This is a genomic window from Nocardia sp. A7 (assembly GCF_046549215.1).
GTDB lineage: Bacteria > Actinomycetota > Actinomycetes > Mycobacteriales > Mycobacteriaceae > Nocardia.
In genome coordinates, this window is record NZ_JAJPWE010000002.1 from 1,329,887 (window position 1) to 1,344,572 (window position 14,686).

Consider the following 14,686-nt stretch of genomic DNA (forward strand, 5'->3'; position numbering starts at 1 on the left):
CGCGATTTCGCGTGAACCGCCAATGTCGTACGCGCAGTGTGTGATTCGCTACTACAACTCGGTTGCGGCGCGCATCGGCCGCGCCGACTGCTCGGTCGCTGTTCCGTGCGCCGCGTCCCAGGCCAACCGCCCGAGCCCACCGGCGAGCAGTTCCATGACACCGATCACGACCAACCCGGCACCGGTCATCGTGGCCAGCCCGGTGACCGTCTGGAACGTGATCGCGATGATGGCGAAACCGATCACGGTCGTGACGAGCCCGCACACTTCGTGTATCCACCCGTCGACGATCGTGTGGTCCCACGCCGCGACCAGCGCGTGCACGATGCCGCGCACCGACCAGCCGATCCCGATCCACAGCGCCAGCAGTTCGATATTGCCACCGCTGAAGACCAGCCAGGCCAATATCGCCGTGAGCCCCGCACCGACCAGCACCAGCACCCGCACCAGCAACGCGATCCGCGCCACCATCGCCAGATAGGCCTGCGCCGCGGTGCTCAGGATCAGCGACATCCCGAACAGCATCGCCAACGTGTTCTCGTCGCGCCCCGGCCACAACAGCAACGCCACCCCGAGCACGAACGAACACCCACCGGCGGTGAGCGTCGCAGTCCGGGTCCGATCAGCGCTGCCGTTCATGTCAGTCGCCTCGCCAGATAGGGCGAAGTCCGGCTGACCGGATTGTCCGCCACCTGTTCCGGTGTCCCCTGCGCCACGATCCGGCCTCCCTGCCCACCGCCGCCCGGCCCCATGTCGATCACGTGGTCGGCCCCGGCGACAACGGTCATGTCGTGTTCGACGACGACCACGCTGGCGCCGCTGTCGACAAGCGAATTCAGTTGTGTCATCAGGATATCGGTATCAGCCGGGTGTAGACCGGTTGTTGGTTCATCGAGCAGGTAAACAGTGTTGTTGCGCCGTGCTCGCTGCAACTCGGTGGCCAGCTTCACCCGTTGCGCTTCACCGCCGGACAATTCGGTGGCCGGTTGCCCGAGCCGCAGGTAGCCAAGGCCGACATCGCGCAGCGTGCGCAGGGCGCGGGCCACGACTTCGACGTCGGCGAGGAACTCCGCGGCCCGGTCGACGGTCATGTCGAGCACCCCGGCGATGGTGGTGTCACGGTAGGTGATCTCGAGGGTTTCGGGGTTGTAGCGCGCGCCGTGGCAGGCCGGGCACGGGCTGTAGGTGCTGGGCAGAAACAGCAGTTCCACGGTGATGTACCCCTCGCCCTGACAGGTCGGGCAGCGTCCTTGCGCGACATTGAACGAGAACCGGCCGACGCCGTATCCGCGGGCTGTGGCGGCGTCGGTCGCGGCGAAGAGTTTGCGCACCGTGTCGAACAGGCCGGTGTAGGTGGCCAGGTTCGACCGTGGGGTGCGCCCGATCGGGGCCTGATCGACCTCGACGACTCGCATGATGGCCGGGTCGGCGGCGGCGGTAGTCGAAACAGCGTGCAGCAGAGTCGATTTGCCCGACCCGGAGACGCCGGTGATCGCGGTGAACACGCCGAGGGGGATGTCGATGTCGAGGTTTTGCACATTGTGGCTGGTGATCGCGCGTAATCGCAGCTCGCCGGTCGGGGTGCGGGCCGCGCGTGGTGGGCGCACGATCTCGTCGAACAGGTAGGGCCGGGTGATCGACTCGGCCACCGCGCGCAGGCCCTCGACTTCACCGGCATAGAGCACGTTGCCGCCGTGCACGCCCGCCCCGGGGCCGATGTCGATGAGCCAGTCGGCGTGGCGGACGACGTCGAGATCGTGTTCGACCAGGAACACACTGTTGCCCGAGTTCTTGAGCCGGTCCAGCACTGTCGTCAGTGCGGCGGTGTCGGCGGGGTGCAGTCCGGCCGATGGTTCGTCGAGAATGTAGACGACGCCGAACAGGCCCGACCGCAACTGCCCCGCCAACCGTAATCGTTGGAGCTCACCACCGGACAGTGTCGGGCTTTCCCGGTCGACGCTCAGGTAGCCGAGTCCGAGCTCGATCAGCACATCGATGCGCGAGGTGAGGTCCTGGGTGAGCACGGCCAGCGCGGTCGTGCCGGGGGTGTAGGGCCGCAACACCTCGACGAGCTCGCTCAGCGGTAGGTCGGCGAGCTCGGTGATGGTGAACCCGGCGAAGGTCACCGCGAGCGCTTCGGGTTTGAGTCGGCGCCCGTCGCACAGCCCGCAGACGGTGGTGTGCAGGTATTCGGCAGCGCGCGCCCGGGTGGCCTCGCTCTTGGATTCGGCGTGCGAGCGCAACAGCAACTGTCGGGCACCGGTGTAGGTGCCCTGGTAAGGGCGGTGGATGCGATGTGGTTCGCGTACCGGTTCCACGGTGACGACCGGCTTTTCCTCGGTGAACAGGATCCACTGCCGCGCGGCCGGTGACAGTTCACGCCACGGGCGGTCGATGTCGTAGCCGAGCGCGCCCAGCACATCACGCAGGTTCTTGCCCTGCCAGGCACCGGGCCACGAGGCGATCGCCCCCTCGCGGATGCTGCGCGACGGGTCGGGGACCATCGACGCCTCGGTGGCTTCGTGGACGACGCCCTGTCCGTGGCAGCGCGGGCAGGCGCCCTCGACGGTGTTCGGGGAGAACGCGTCGGAGTAGAGGCGGTTGGTGCCCTCCGGGTAGTGCCCAGGGCCGGTTCTGGGCGGGGCATCGGGATAGTCGCCCTCGCGAGACATGAGCAGCCGCAACGTGTTCGAGATCGCGGTGACGGTGCCGACGGTGGACCGTGATGACGGCGAGGACCGGCGCTGGGCCAATGCCACTGTCGGCGGCAGTCCGGTCACGGTGTCGACATCGGGAGCTTCGACCTGGTTCAGCAATCGTCGGGCATACGGCGCGACCGACTCCAGGTACCGGCGTTGCGATTCCGCGTAGAGAGTGCCGAACGCCAACGACGATTTGCCCGAGCCCGAGATACCCGTGAACGCGACCAGGGCGTTGCGGGGCATGTCCGCGTCGACATCACGCAGATTGTGGACCCGGGCGCCACGCACCCGAACCGAAGAATCGACCTCGTGCGAATCCACAGCTACCTACCGTACTCGCGAGCTGATGCGCCTCGGGCCGAACGCGCCCGTTGTCGGGTGGGTCAGAAGAACCAGCCCAATTGTGGTGCCCGGTCAGCGGTGAACGCTTCGCCGAACGCGCGCAGCACCGTCGGGTCGTCGACCTTTATCCGGTGTGCGGCGGCGAAAGTGCTCGCGCGCTGACCGCCGAAGTAGAGCGCGCCGAGAATGTTGATGTCGAGGCTGACAGTCGCGGTGCGGGTGGTCGGCTCGCACTCGGCGACACCGTCGCGGATCCGCAGGGCGAAGTTCCCGCCCGCACTGCGGAACGGGTCGTGCACTGCCAGTACCGTGTCGAGGTCGGCCCGGTAGGTACGGGCGGTCAGTGCCGCGGGGACGTCCATGACCCGCGCCCACAGTGCGTCGCCGCGGTGGGTCAGCTGCACCGCGCGCGGGTCGGTGAGCATGTGGGCCAGTGGATCGTCGTCGGCGATCTCGGCTTCCACGGTGTCGACGAGGTCCATGCCGAGCAGTACCCGCCACAGCGCGGCGTGCGCGTCGGGGGTGACGGCACGGAATTCCCACACCGAGCAGATGTCGCGGCCCTCGCGCCGGGAACGCCGATACAGCGCGTACCCGTCGGCGTGGAGCAGGACGAACAGCGACGTCGCACCCTGTCGGTGACGCTCCACATCGGCGAAGAACATGCCCCACTTGGCATCCGGGCGATCCTGGGCCCCCGACGTCACCTGCTGCCAGCGTTCGTAGATCTCCCGAATCCGCGGCGCGGCGTCGGCCAGTGTCTCCAGGATGACACCGCCGGGATCCGGTGTGGTGGAACGGAACTCGGACCGCCGCGTGTCGATGGAGATGGAGGTGTCGAGAATGGTCACCTCGTACCCGAACCGCCCGTAGATCGTGCCCTCACTGGCGGTGAAGATCGTCAACGGCAACCCGTCGGCCTCGGTCCGCGCATGCTGGGCGGTGTAGAGCTCCCGCAGAATTCCGCGTCGCCGATGCGTCGAGGCCACCGCCACCCCCGACACACCGGCAGCCCGCACGGTCCGCTCCCCCGGCACGGTCACCGTCATCGTCCGGTCCACGGTATGCCCGACGATCCGGTCACCCTCGACAGCCACCAATGACCGATCGACCGGAAAGATCTCCCCCCGGAACTCGTCCTCGTCACCGCCGTACCGCATCCCGAACCCGGCCTCCTGCAACCCGGTGATCGCCGCCAGATCCGCCTGCGTAGCCGCACGAACGGAAACACTTTTCGCCGATGCCATCCCCGTACCCTGCCACGCCGCCTCACTCGAGCACATCCGGTTTTCGACGTGTCGGTCTCGCCGATCTCGACCACCTGGAACTCATCGCCGCCGAGGTGCAATCGCGGCTCCGAGATGAGCGGTTCGCGGTGCGATACTGCCGGCCGACTCGCTCATCATCCCAGTACCCGTCGCTTCCCCATCCGACCGAAAGTTGTTTCAGGAGACACCACCTGGCCACGTGTTGAGTTGTCGAAGCTGCGACGGACCTGAGACGATGGGTCCGCAGTGATGACCGCACGCGCTGTTCCAGGCGTAGGAAGCATGAGTGGTCGGCAGCCGGCAGCTCATCGACCAGGAGACGCATGATGAGCAATCAGCCGGACAAGAAATCGCTCGACGCTCGGCCGCTACCGCCCTGGTTCTCCGATGCGAAGCTGGGCGTATTCATCCACTGGGGTCTCTACTCGGTCCCCGCCTTCGCCGAGAACACCGACGGCGATTTCGCCACCTATATGGCTGATCTCAGCTCCGGCGAGGACGACAAAGCGGGCATCCCCTACGCCGAGTGGTACCTGAACTCGCTCCGCACCCCCGACTCCGCGACCGCCCGGCACCACCTGGTGACCTACGGCGCGGACTTCTCCTATTACGACTTCCGCGCCGAATTCGAGGCGAACGCCGCCGAGGTCGATTTCGACGAGTGGGCGACACTGTTCAGCACGGTGGGCGCGGAGTACGTAGTGATGGTGACCCGCCACCTGGACGGGTATCCCTTGTGGCCGACCACGGTGCCCAATCCCAAGATGCCGCCGGGCTTCCACTCGCCGCGCGACCTGGTCGGCGACCTGAGCAGCGCGGTGCGCCGTCGCGGGCTCCGAATGGGGCTGTACTACGCCGGCGGTATCGACTGGACTTTCACCGACCAGCCGATCGAGACGATGACGGACCTCCTCGAGCAGAGCTCCCTCGGCCCCGAATACGCCGCGTACGTCGCGGCGCAGTGGCGCGAACTCGTGAACCGCTACCAACCCTCGGTGCTGTGGAACGACATGGGCATGCCCGAGGAGATCGACCCACACCAACTGTTCGCCGACTACTACGCGGCGGTGCCCGACGGTGTGGTCAACGACCGGTGGGAGCAGGTCGATCTCCCCGACAACAGTTTCGGGCGCGAGGTCTACCTCGATGTGCTCGGCTTCGCACTGCGCATGATGCACCGCTTCGGCAAGAAGGTGCCCGTGCGCAAACCCGAGATCCACTCCGATTTCCGCACGCACGAGTACACCGTCCCGGAGAACCCGCCCGCGGCACGCTGGGAGCTGACCAGGGGACTCGGCGAATCGTTCGGCTTCAATGCCGCCGAGACGGCCGCCGACCTGCTCTCGGGCCCCGAACTCGTGCGACTGTTCGCCGACGTGCTCGGCCGGGGCGGCAACCTGTTGATCAATGTAGGTCCCGACGGCAGCGGCCGGATTCCCGAGGTACAGCAGCGCCCACTGCTCGAACTCGGCACCTGGCTGCGAGCCAACCGCGCCGCCGTCTATGGCACCGAGCCACTGCCCGGCGCGCCCGCCGAGACCAGCGACGGTGTCCCGGTGCGATTCACCCGACGCGGAGACGATATCTTCGCGATCGTCCTGGCCGACGAGGTCGCCGGTCGGGTCGTGTTCCCGAATATCACCCCGGTCGGCGGAAGCCGGGCCCACGTCCTGGCCTCCGAAACCGAAATCCCCTGGCGTGTATCGGGTTCGGACGTCGAGGTCGAACTGCCTCCACTCGACGGGTCGCCGGCGCACGTGGTGGCGTTCACGGTGTAGCTATCCGGCTCGGCCAACCAGGCTGTGCAGGCAGGCAACCAGACTGCGTGCCTGCACATTGACGTAGTGGCTGTGCCGCAGCAGACCGACGAGTTGATTCAGCGTCAGCCAGCGATGGTCCGGATAGTCCCGCGGGCCGAGTTCGTCGTCGGTCTCCACGATGAGGTAGCGGGTCCGCGCATGATAGAAGCGCCCACCCTCCTCCGAATGCGTTGCGTCGAAACGGATCCGGGCGAGGTCTGCGCTGAGCACCTCGTCCAAGAACGGTGGTCGGTCCGCGGTCGGCAGGTCCGCGTAGTTGAGCACGGTGCACTGGACCGTCGGCGCCAACTCGACGGCGTCGAGGTAGCCGGGTTCCAACCGGGCGTTGGCCAGTACGTGTAGCACGCCATCGATCCGCTTCACCAGAAAGGCCGCCAGGCTGTCGCCCGCCGGGCTCAGCATCGGCTGCGACCACTGCCGCACCTCGCGTCCCGCGGCGGCGACATCGACGCCGATGATGCTGAAATACAGTCCGGTTTCGTGCGAGATCGCCGTTGGCGACCGCACCCACTGCTCGACCGCGGCGAGCGGGATGCGGGTGGCGGTGGTCTCGACGCGGGTGCGTGTGTCGGTGATCCAGCTCAGAATCGCGTCGGTGGTGTACTGGCTGCCGGATTCCTCACTGCACGAGCGCAGCAACGCCATCCGCAGCTCGGTGCCGCCGGTGGGCAGCAGTGCCATCAGGTCTTTGCCGGAGAACGGCAGGCAGGACAGCACGGTGCGTGCGTCCATGTTCACCATGTTCTCGAAAGCGAGGAAGCGGTGCACCAGATTCAGCGGCATCCAGTGGAAGTCCGGCAGCACGACGACGTCGCCGCGCACCTCGACCACCATGTTTCGGTTGCGCTTCTGGTAGAACCAGGAACCTTGTTCCGATTGCAGCACGTCGGAGATCACCCGGTGCGCGGCGGTGTCGGTGAAGTATTCGAGATACGGCACCGGCCTGCCCTTGTGCACGCGGGTGTAGTTGCTGCGGGTCGCCTGGACGGTCGGTGAGAGCTGAATTCCGTTGCAGTTGCCGGGTTCCACCTTGGCCTGCATCAGGCAGTGCAGTTCGCCGTCGATCTCCTTGATCAGGATGCCCAGGATGCCGATCTCGGGCTGATTGATGATCGGCTGTGTCCACTGCGGTATCCGGGCGCCCGGCTGTCGCACGTCCAGACCTTCGATCTGGAAGAACTTTCCGCTGGTGTGCCCGAGGTTGCCGGTGTCGGGCGCGAACGACCAGTCGCTCAACTCGGCCAGCGGCACCGGGGTCACCGTGGTCGGGTTGCGGGCGGCGCAGTCGGCGTACCACGTTTCGAATTCGGCGATCCGCGCCGCGTTCGGCGCGGACGCCATGGTCGATTCGGCGATTCGGATCGGCAGGTTGACATCGCTCGTGCGTACGAGACCAGACACTTCGGTCAGCCCCTCTCTGCGATCATGTGCTGGCGGTGAATGGTTCGTCGAGCAGCGCGCGCACCGACTCCGCGGGGGTGTACCGGGGGCGCCAGCCGAGTTCGGTGTGGGCGAGGGTGGCGTCCACACACGTCCAGTCACCGCCCTTGCTGGTGATCTCGGCGGTCTGCTCACGCACCGCGGTCGCAGGCAGTCCGGCAGCGGCGGCGAGCCCGTAGACGAGTTCGCGCAGCGGGGTGGCGACGCCGCTGCCGATGTTGAACACCCGGCCCGGCCCGGTGTGCCGCGCTGCCGCCAGGACGGCTCTGGCCACATCGCGGTTGTCGACGTAGTCGCGGCGGGCGTCGGCGATGGTGAGCTCGATGCCGACCGCCGGGTCCACCGTCGGCAGTTTCGCCGCCAGGAAACCGAGGAAGCTCGCGGCGGCCGGGTCCGGTCCGTACACGTTGGATACCCGCAGCACCACGGCGTCGACGGCGCCCGCCGCGGCGGCGTCGAGCGCCAGCGTCGAGCCGGCGAATTTGGTCCGCGCGAAATCGGTCTCCGGCGTCGGCTCGGCGGTTTCGTCGAGGACCGTGCCCGCGGCCTTGACGCCGTACTCGTGCACGGTGCCGATGTGCACGAGCCGCGGCGCTGGAGTGACGGCGGCGAGCGCGGTCACGAGGTTGGCGAGTAGTTGGATGTGCGCACGGGTCAGCTCATCGAGTGAATTGGACCAGCTGCCCGCGGCATTCACCACGACCCCGACCTGCTCGGCGGTCAGGATCTCGGTGATCCGCCCGACGTTCTCGCCCGCGATGTCGAGCGGTACGAAGCGGTACCGCTCGACCGCCGCCGTCGGCTTGCGCGCGATCACGATGACTTCGTAACCCGCACCGGCGAATTCGGCGCACACATGGCGCCCGACGCTGCCGGTGCCGCCGAGCACGGCGACCCGAGGGGCGGGGTCCTGCCGCTCAACCGACATGGTGGTGTCCGGCCTGCTCATGCTGTGCCGCAAGGCATTCCGCGTAGACCGGCAGTAGACCGCGATCCTGTAGCTCGGCCAGGGTCGGCGCCACGAGGTCACGCTCGGACACCACCACGTCGGCGCTGTCGGGCCAGGGCAGGCCGAGCGCCGGGTCGTACGGGTTGATCGCGATCTCGCGCTCGGCGACGTAGCTGGTCGAGACCATGTACGCCATCACCGAATCCTGTTCCAGCACATGGAAGGCATGGCCGACACCGATCGGGAAATACACCGCGCGCAGCGAATCCTCATCGAGTTCGACCACGTCCCACGCGCCGAAGGTCGGCGACCCGACGCGGATATCGAGAACCAGATCGCGCACCCGCCCCTTGGGGCAGTACACGTACTTGGCCTGACCGGGCGGCGTGCTGGTGAAGTGCACGCCGCGGATCACATCGTGCGCCGATCTGCTGTGGTTGGTCTGGGCGACGGTGAAGGAGTGCCCGGTGGCGGCCAGGAATTCCGCTTCCTGGAACGGTGAGACGAACAGGCCGCGGTTGTCCCGATGAACCTGCGGGGTGAACTCGATCGCGCCCTCGACCGCGAGCCTGCGCGCTTTCACCGGTTCAGCCCGGCCTGGGCCTGCCCGACGAGGCGCTCGATCTCGGCGACCGCGCTGTTCGGCGTCGGTGTGGACAGGATCTCGGCGCGCAGTTTCCCCGCGCCCGCGCCGAATTCCGGCTCGTCGAGCAGTCGCCGCACCGCGGTGCTGACCTGCTCGGCGGTGGTGGTCGGCGCGTGCAGGCGCAGCCCGGCGCCCGCTTCCTCGGTGCGTCCGGCGCGCAGCCACAGATCACCGTGCCGCAGCGTCGGAATGAGCTGGGGCACACCGAGCAGCGCCGCGGTGGACCAGGTACCGAAACCGCCGTGGTGGACCACCGCCGCGCAGGTCGGCAGGAGTACCTGCATCGGCGCGAAACCGACCGCGCGGACGTTGGCCGGGAGCGGGCCGAGCTTTTCCTGTTCCGCTTCGCTGAGCGTGGCGATGATCTCCGCGTCCACCTCGGCGAGCCCGGCCAGGATCTCGCCGAACGGCAGGAAGGTCGCGCCGAGCGCGGCTTCGAACGAGCTGCCCGAGGTCACCGCGATACGCGGGCGCTGCGGCTGTTCGCGCAGCCAGGCGGGCACCACCGAGCGTCCGTTGTAGGGGGTGTAGCGCACCGGGACGCGGTCCACGGCCAGCGGCAGCTGCACGGTCGACGGGATCGGGTCGATGGTGAAGTGGCCGGAGAGAACAGTCTCGGAGAACTCGCCGCCGTAGACGGCCAGCTGCCTGCCCAGCCAGTCCGCCAGTGGATCGACCTGGGCGGCGGGCGGTTGCTGGTCCTTCAGTTCGAGGAACGCCGCGCGCATGGTCGAGTAGATGTCGACGTTCCAGATCAGGCGCGCGTGCACGGCGCCGACGGCGGTGGCGGCGACCGCGCCCGCGTAGGTCAGCGGATCCCAGATCACCAGGTCGGGCTGCCATTCGCGGGCGAAGGCGACCAGGTCCTCCACGATCGGATCGTTGTACGGCTGCAGGGCCATCGGCACCGCCACCTGGTACTTCATCATGATCTGGGTCCAGGTGAGCTTGTCGGCGAACGGATCGCTCCAGTCCGACAGCTCGTTCTCGATCGCACCGGCGCCCTGCTGGCTCAGCTGGGCGAGCAACTCGTGCATATTGTGATCGGCACCGACCGACACCGCGGTCAGCCCAGCCGAGGTGATCAGCTCGGTCATGGCGGGCGCACTGGCCACGCGGACATCGTGCCCGGCCGTGCTCAGTGCCCATGCCATCGGCGTCTGCGCGAGGATGTGCGAATTCTCCGCGATGGTGGTGAACAGGATGCGCATGTGGATTGGTCCTCCGTGGCTGTTGTACTGCGGACGGGCTTTGATTGGCGGGCAGACGATTTCAGCGCAGCTACACCCACCGGGCGCGGCAGGGCGCTCAGACCCCGCCGGCGTTGAAGCGATTGATTTCGGGTAGCAGGCGTGCGCGCATCTCCGGATCGGTGACGCCGAGTCCGGCCTGCGGCGCCAGCGCGAGCACGCCGACCTTTCCGCTGTGGTGATTGCCGTGCACCTCGGCCGCCGCCCGGCCCGCGCCGGACAGCGGATACACCGCGGACAGCGTCGGGTGGATCATGCCCTTCTCCACCAACCGATTCGCCAGCCATGCCTCGCGGTAGTTCGCGAAGTGGGTGCCCACGATCCGCTTCACCGACATCCACAGGTCGCGGTTGTCGTAGTGGTGGTCATAGCCCGAGGTGGACGCGCAGGTCACTACCGTGCCGCCGCGCTTGGCCACGTAGACGCTCGCGCCGAAGGTCTCCCGGCCGGGATGCTCTAGCACGATGTCCGGGTCGTCACCGCCGGTGAGGTCCCGGATGTGCGCACCGAACCGGCGCATTTCCCGGCGATCGAGCGCGCCGTCCTCGCTGAAGAATTTATAGCCGTGCTCCTGCCGGTCGATCACCAGCTCGGCGCCCATCGAGCGCACCAGCTCAGCCTTTTCCGCACTGGAGACCACGCAGACCGGGATCGCACCGCCGTTGAGCACAGACTGGGTGGCGTAGGAACCGAGCCCGCCCGCGGCGCCCCAGACCAGCACCACGTCGCCCTGCTTCATGGTGGCGCCGTTGCCGGAGACGAGCTGGCGATACACCGTGGAGTTCACCAGCCCGGAGGCCGCCGACTCCTCCCAGTTGAGATGGGCCGGTTTGGGCATCAGCTGGTTGGCCTTCACCAGCGCCAACTGGGCGAGGCCGCCGTAGTTGGTCTCGTAGCCCCAGATCCGCTGGCCGGGATCGAGCATCGTGTCGTCGTGACCCTCCGGGGCCTCCAGCTCGACGGACAGACAGTGCGCGACGACCTGATCGCCGGGCTGGAACCGGTGCACCCCTTCGCCCGTGCGCAGTACGACACCGGCCAGGTCCGAGCCGAGCACGTGGAACGGCTTGTCGTGCTGCGCGGCCGCGGGCACCGCTCTGGCGTAGCGGGCCAGGAAGCCGAAGGTGGGCAGCGGCTCGAAGATCGCGCTCCACACCGTGTTGTAGTTGATGCTGCTCGCCATTACCGCGACCAGGGCCTCGCCCGGGCCGACCTGCGGCGTCGGTACGTCGCGCAGATGCAGTGACTTCGCCGGGTTCTTGTCCGCGGTGGCCATTCCGGCGAACATCTCCGCCTCCTCGGCGAGGACGACCACGCCGGTATAGGCCTCCGGCACTGAAATAGCGGAATAATCGGCACGGGTGGCGGATCCGGAAAGGATCGCGTCCAGAATTTGTTCCATATCGGGTCCTCGGTCATGCGACGCCGGAAATTCGACAACCCGGGTGAACACCGGTCCCGGTGGACAACCACCGGGATGAGCGTTCCCGAATTACTACTCGAATTCTATCCAGCGGCCGAAAAACTCAGTACCCCTGACAATCCCGGCCCGGCCCCTAGTTGAAGCCGGGTTCGCAATAGGGGCCGGGCCGGGTGTACACGGTGTGCGCGCGAATAGCGATGGTGTCGAGCATCCGGGCCAACCGGACAGTCTCGGCCACGCTGGTCGAGGTTTCTTCGTCGCCACGTACCGCGGCGACGAAGAAATTCAGCATGGCCTGGAATTGGTCCTCCGGCGGCAGCGCTATCTCGTCGGTGCCCGATTGCCGGTGCAGCCGCAGGACCGGCGCGTACGAGGGCGGGGGAGTGAATGCCCGGTCGACGACCAATCTGCCGGTGCTGCCTGCGAACTCGTAGTCGGAACGGTAGGAATGCTCCAGGCCGAAATTCAGATGTGCGATCACGCCGGCCGCGTTGGTGAGCAGCGCGGCACCGGAGAGCACGACCCCACGGGCGCGGTCGTGCCGCAATACCGCACCGTCCACGGTGAGGTCGTCGCCGAGAAAATACATTGCCGTCCGTACCGGGTAGCAACCGATATCGAGCAGCGCTCCACCACCGGCCGCCTGATATCGGATGTCGTCGGGCGGTTTCGGTGGAATGGTGAACGTGCTGGAAAAGCTGCGTAATTCGCCGATCGCCCCGTCAGCGAGGAGTTCGGCGGCCCGACGGTGCTGAGAATGCTGTAGGAACATCATGTTCTCGAGCAGCACGAGCCGTTTTTCCCTGGCCAGTTCGGTCAGCTCCACCGCCTGGAAATGGCTGCTGCCCAATGGTTTCTCGACCAGCACGTGTTTTCCGGCGAGCAGCGCGCGCTCCACCCAATCCGCGTGCAGCATGGCGGGCAGCGGGAGGTAGATCGCCGAGATGTCGTCGTCGTCGAGTAGTCGCTGATAACCGGTCATCGCGGCACAGCCGAATTCCGCCGCGAACCGCGCGGCCTTGTTCGCGTCCCGGCTGGCAACGGCGACGAGTTCGATGTCGGGGTGGGCGAGCAAACCGGGAATCGTACGACGCTGGGCGATCTCCGCGCAGCCGAGCACTCCGAATCGCACCGGCATATCGCTCACTCCCAACGGAACACTCGCACCGAGACCAGCGTGCCGACCAACCCGATGACGGCGAGCACGATCAGAAACCTCGGTTCCGGCCAGTCACCCGCCCAGGACTCGCGAAAGCCCGACATCGCCGCGCCGAGCGGGGTGAACTCCCCGATCCGCCGGATCGCCTCTGGCATGTCCTCGAGCGGTACGAAACCGCCGCCGAAGAACAGGCTGGGGAACAGCAGCGAGAGGCCCGCGGCCGTTGCCGTCCTGGCGTTCGGCGCGAGCGCCGCGACCAGCAGGCCGATCGAGAACAGCGCCCAGGCGCTGAGCACGAAGGTGAGCGTGAACGCGGCGACCTGCGCGGGCGGATCCATCTGGTAGGCGAACCGAGCGACGGCGATCACCACGACGGTGGCGACCACCGAGGTGACGAAGTTGACCACCAACTGCGCGACCAGCACCCGGGACGGATGCGCCGGGCTGGCCGAGAGCCGACGCAGGATGCCCTTTTCCCGGTAGGTGGCCAGGTTGGTCGGTAACAAGTTCAGTGCGATCATGACCAGCGCCATCGACATGGCGATGGCCGGTACGTAGATCTTCAACGAGTCCCGGTCGGCCTGATCGACTGCCTGCTTGGTGGTGATGAAATTGAAGATCACCAGCAGGACAACGGGAAGCGCGATGATGAAAAACAGGGCGGTCGGGTCGCGCAGCATCAGCTTCGACTCGACGACAACCAGTTTCGAACGTCCTGGCATGAGGGTTCCTGCGCTCTCGGACTAGGGGTCAGATGATCTTGCGACCGGTCAGGGCGACAAACGCGTCGTCCAGGCTCGGCTGTTCCAGTTGGACATCGGTCACGACGATCTCGTTCGCGGCGAGCGTGGCGATCACCGAGTAGACGAAGTTCCCGGCGCCGATCACCTCCACCTGCGCGCTGTGCCGGGAGATCGACTTCACCTCGGGTAGCGCGGTGAGCAGCTCTTCGCTCCACGGCGTTGTCGAGCGGAAGCGCAGTCGGTGGCCCACCGACACCGCCTGGATCAGCCCGGCGGGGCTGTCGATCGCGACCACTTTGCCCGCGTCGATCACCGCGAGCCGGTCGCACAGGCGCTCGGCCTCGTCCATGAAGTGCGTGACGAGCAGCACCGTCACGTCCCGGTCCCTGATCTGCTCGACCAGTTCCCAGGTGTCGCGGCGTGCCTGCGGGTCGAGTGCGGCGGTCAGTTCGTCGAAGATGACGATCTCCGGCCGGCCGACCAGCGCGAGCACGATGGAGACCCGCTGCTTCTGTCCGCCGGACAGCTTGCCGAAGTAGGCGTCGCGTTTGTCGGCCAGACCCCAGTCCTCGATCAACTGGCGCCAATCAGCGGGCTGGTCGTAGAACGAGGCATACATGTCAAGGGCTTCCCACACCTTGATCCGGTCCGGCAGCTCGCTGGCCTGCAACTGGACGCCGATCTTCTGCCGCAGGGCGTCCTTGTCCCGGAGCGGATCGAGCCCGAGCACGCTGATCCGGCCGCTGTCGGCCCGGCGCAGTCCCTCGATGCACTCGACGGTGGTGGTCTTGCCCGCGCCGTTCGGGCCGAGGATGCCGAAGATCTCGCCGCGTTCCACGCTCAACGAAACGCCGTCGACGGCCTGTTTCTCCCCGTACCTCTTGCGCAGGTCGCTTACTTCGATGATGGGCATGGCCCGTTGCCTCCTTCGGCTGTCGAGTGTT

General features: G+C 67.1%; 12 protein-coding genes. 1 reads left to right on the plus strand and 11 read right to left on the minus strand.

Annotated elements, in window-relative coordinates; genetic code table 11:
* Positions 1-51: 51 nt before the first annotated feature.
* From ACLJPD_RS17560 to ACLJPD_RS17570, 3 genes are all read right to left on the minus strand, one after another.
* Positions 52-639 carry a DUF308 domain-containing protein gene (locus ACLJPD_RS17560; RefSeq protein ID WP_410873267.1) on the minus strand — a complete coding sequence of 196 codons (588 nt, stop codon included), beginning with the start codon at positions 637-639 and terminating at the stop codon, positions 52-54.
* Complete coding sequence (locus ACLJPD_RS17565; protein WP_410873437.1) at positions 636-2,945, minus strand: ATP-binding cassette domain-containing protein; 2,310 nt, start codon at positions 2,943-2,945, stop codon at positions 636-638. Before ACLJPD_RS17565 ends, ACLJPD_RS17560 begins: the two co-directional genes overlap by 4 nt.
* A gap of 140 nt (positions 2,946-3,085) precedes the next feature.
* The gene (locus ACLJPD_RS17570) at positions 3,086-4,291 is read right to left on the minus strand and encodes a GNAT family N-acetyltransferase (RefSeq protein ID WP_410873268.1); all 1,206 of its coding nucleotides are present in this window, start codon (positions 4,289-4,291) and stop codon (positions 3,086-3,088) included.
* 347 nt (positions 4,292-4,638) lie between these two features.
* Here ACLJPD_RS17570 and ACLJPD_RS17575 point away from each other — a divergent pair, with 347 nt between their 5' ends.
* On the plus strand, positions 4,639-6,090 hold the full coding sequence (locus ACLJPD_RS17575; RefSeq protein ID WP_410873269.1) for an alpha-L-fucosidase: 1,452 nt from the start codon (positions 4,639-4,641) through the stop codon (positions 6,088-6,090).
* Here the strand turns inward: ACLJPD_RS17575 and ACLJPD_RS17580 are convergent, their stop codons facing one another.
* The 8 genes from ACLJPD_RS17580 to ACLJPD_RS17615 all read right to left on the minus strand — a co-directional run bounded on the left by ACLJPD_RS17580 (position 6,091) and on the right by ACLJPD_RS17615 (position 14,655).
* Positions 6,091-7,533, minus strand: a complete 1,443-nt coding sequence (locus ACLJPD_RS17580) for an NDP-hexose 2,3-dehydratase family protein (RefSeq protein ID WP_410873270.1) — start codon at positions 7,531-7,533, stop codon at positions 6,091-6,093. It abuts the gene before it with no gap.
* A gap of 22 nt (positions 7,534-7,555) precedes the next feature.
* A complete protein-coding gene (locus tag ACLJPD_RS17585; RefSeq protein ID WP_410873271.1) occupies positions 7,556-8,500 on the minus strand; it encodes an NAD-dependent epimerase/dehydratase family protein in 945 nt (314 codons plus the stop codon).
* Entirely contained in the window at positions 8,490-9,104 is a 615-nt protein-coding gene (locus ACLJPD_RS17590; protein WP_410873272.1) for a dTDP-4-dehydrorhamnose 3,5-epimerase family protein, read from the minus strand. The genes ACLJPD_RS17585 and ACLJPD_RS17590 overlap by 11 nt, the downstream gene beginning before the upstream one ends.
* Positions 9,101-10,378 carry an activator-dependent family glycosyltransferase gene (locus ACLJPD_RS17595; protein WP_410873273.1) on the minus strand — a complete coding sequence of 426 codons (1,278 nt, stop codon included), beginning with the start codon at positions 10,376-10,378 and terminating at the stop codon, positions 9,101-9,103. Before ACLJPD_RS17595 ends, ACLJPD_RS17590 begins: the two co-directional genes overlap by 4 nt.
* Before the next feature lie 97 nt (positions 10,379-10,475).
* The gene (gene ccrA / locus ACLJPD_RS17600; protein WP_410873274.1) at positions 10,476-11,819 is read right to left on the minus strand and encodes a crotonyl-CoA carboxylase/reductase; all 1,344 of its coding nucleotides are present in this window, start codon (positions 11,817-11,819) and stop codon (positions 10,476-10,478) included.
* Between the two features lie 154 nt (positions 11,820-11,973).
* On the minus strand, positions 11,974-12,978 hold the full coding sequence (locus ACLJPD_RS17605; protein WP_410873275.1) for a Gfo/Idh/MocA family protein: 1,005 nt from the start codon (positions 12,976-12,978) through the stop codon (positions 11,974-11,976).
* A gap of 5 nt (positions 12,979-12,983) precedes the next feature.
* Complete coding sequence (locus ACLJPD_RS17610) at positions 12,984-13,721, minus strand: ABC transporter permease (RefSeq protein ID WP_410873276.1); 738 nt, start codon at positions 13,719-13,721, stop codon at positions 12,984-12,986.
* 28 nt (positions 13,722-13,749) lie between these two features.
* Positions 13,750-14,655 carry an ABC transporter ATP-binding protein gene (locus ACLJPD_RS17615; RefSeq protein WP_410873277.1) on the minus strand — a complete coding sequence of 302 codons (906 nt, stop codon included), beginning with the start codon at positions 14,653-14,655 and terminating at the stop codon, positions 13,750-13,752.
* Positions 14,656-14,686: the final 31 nt, after the last annotated feature.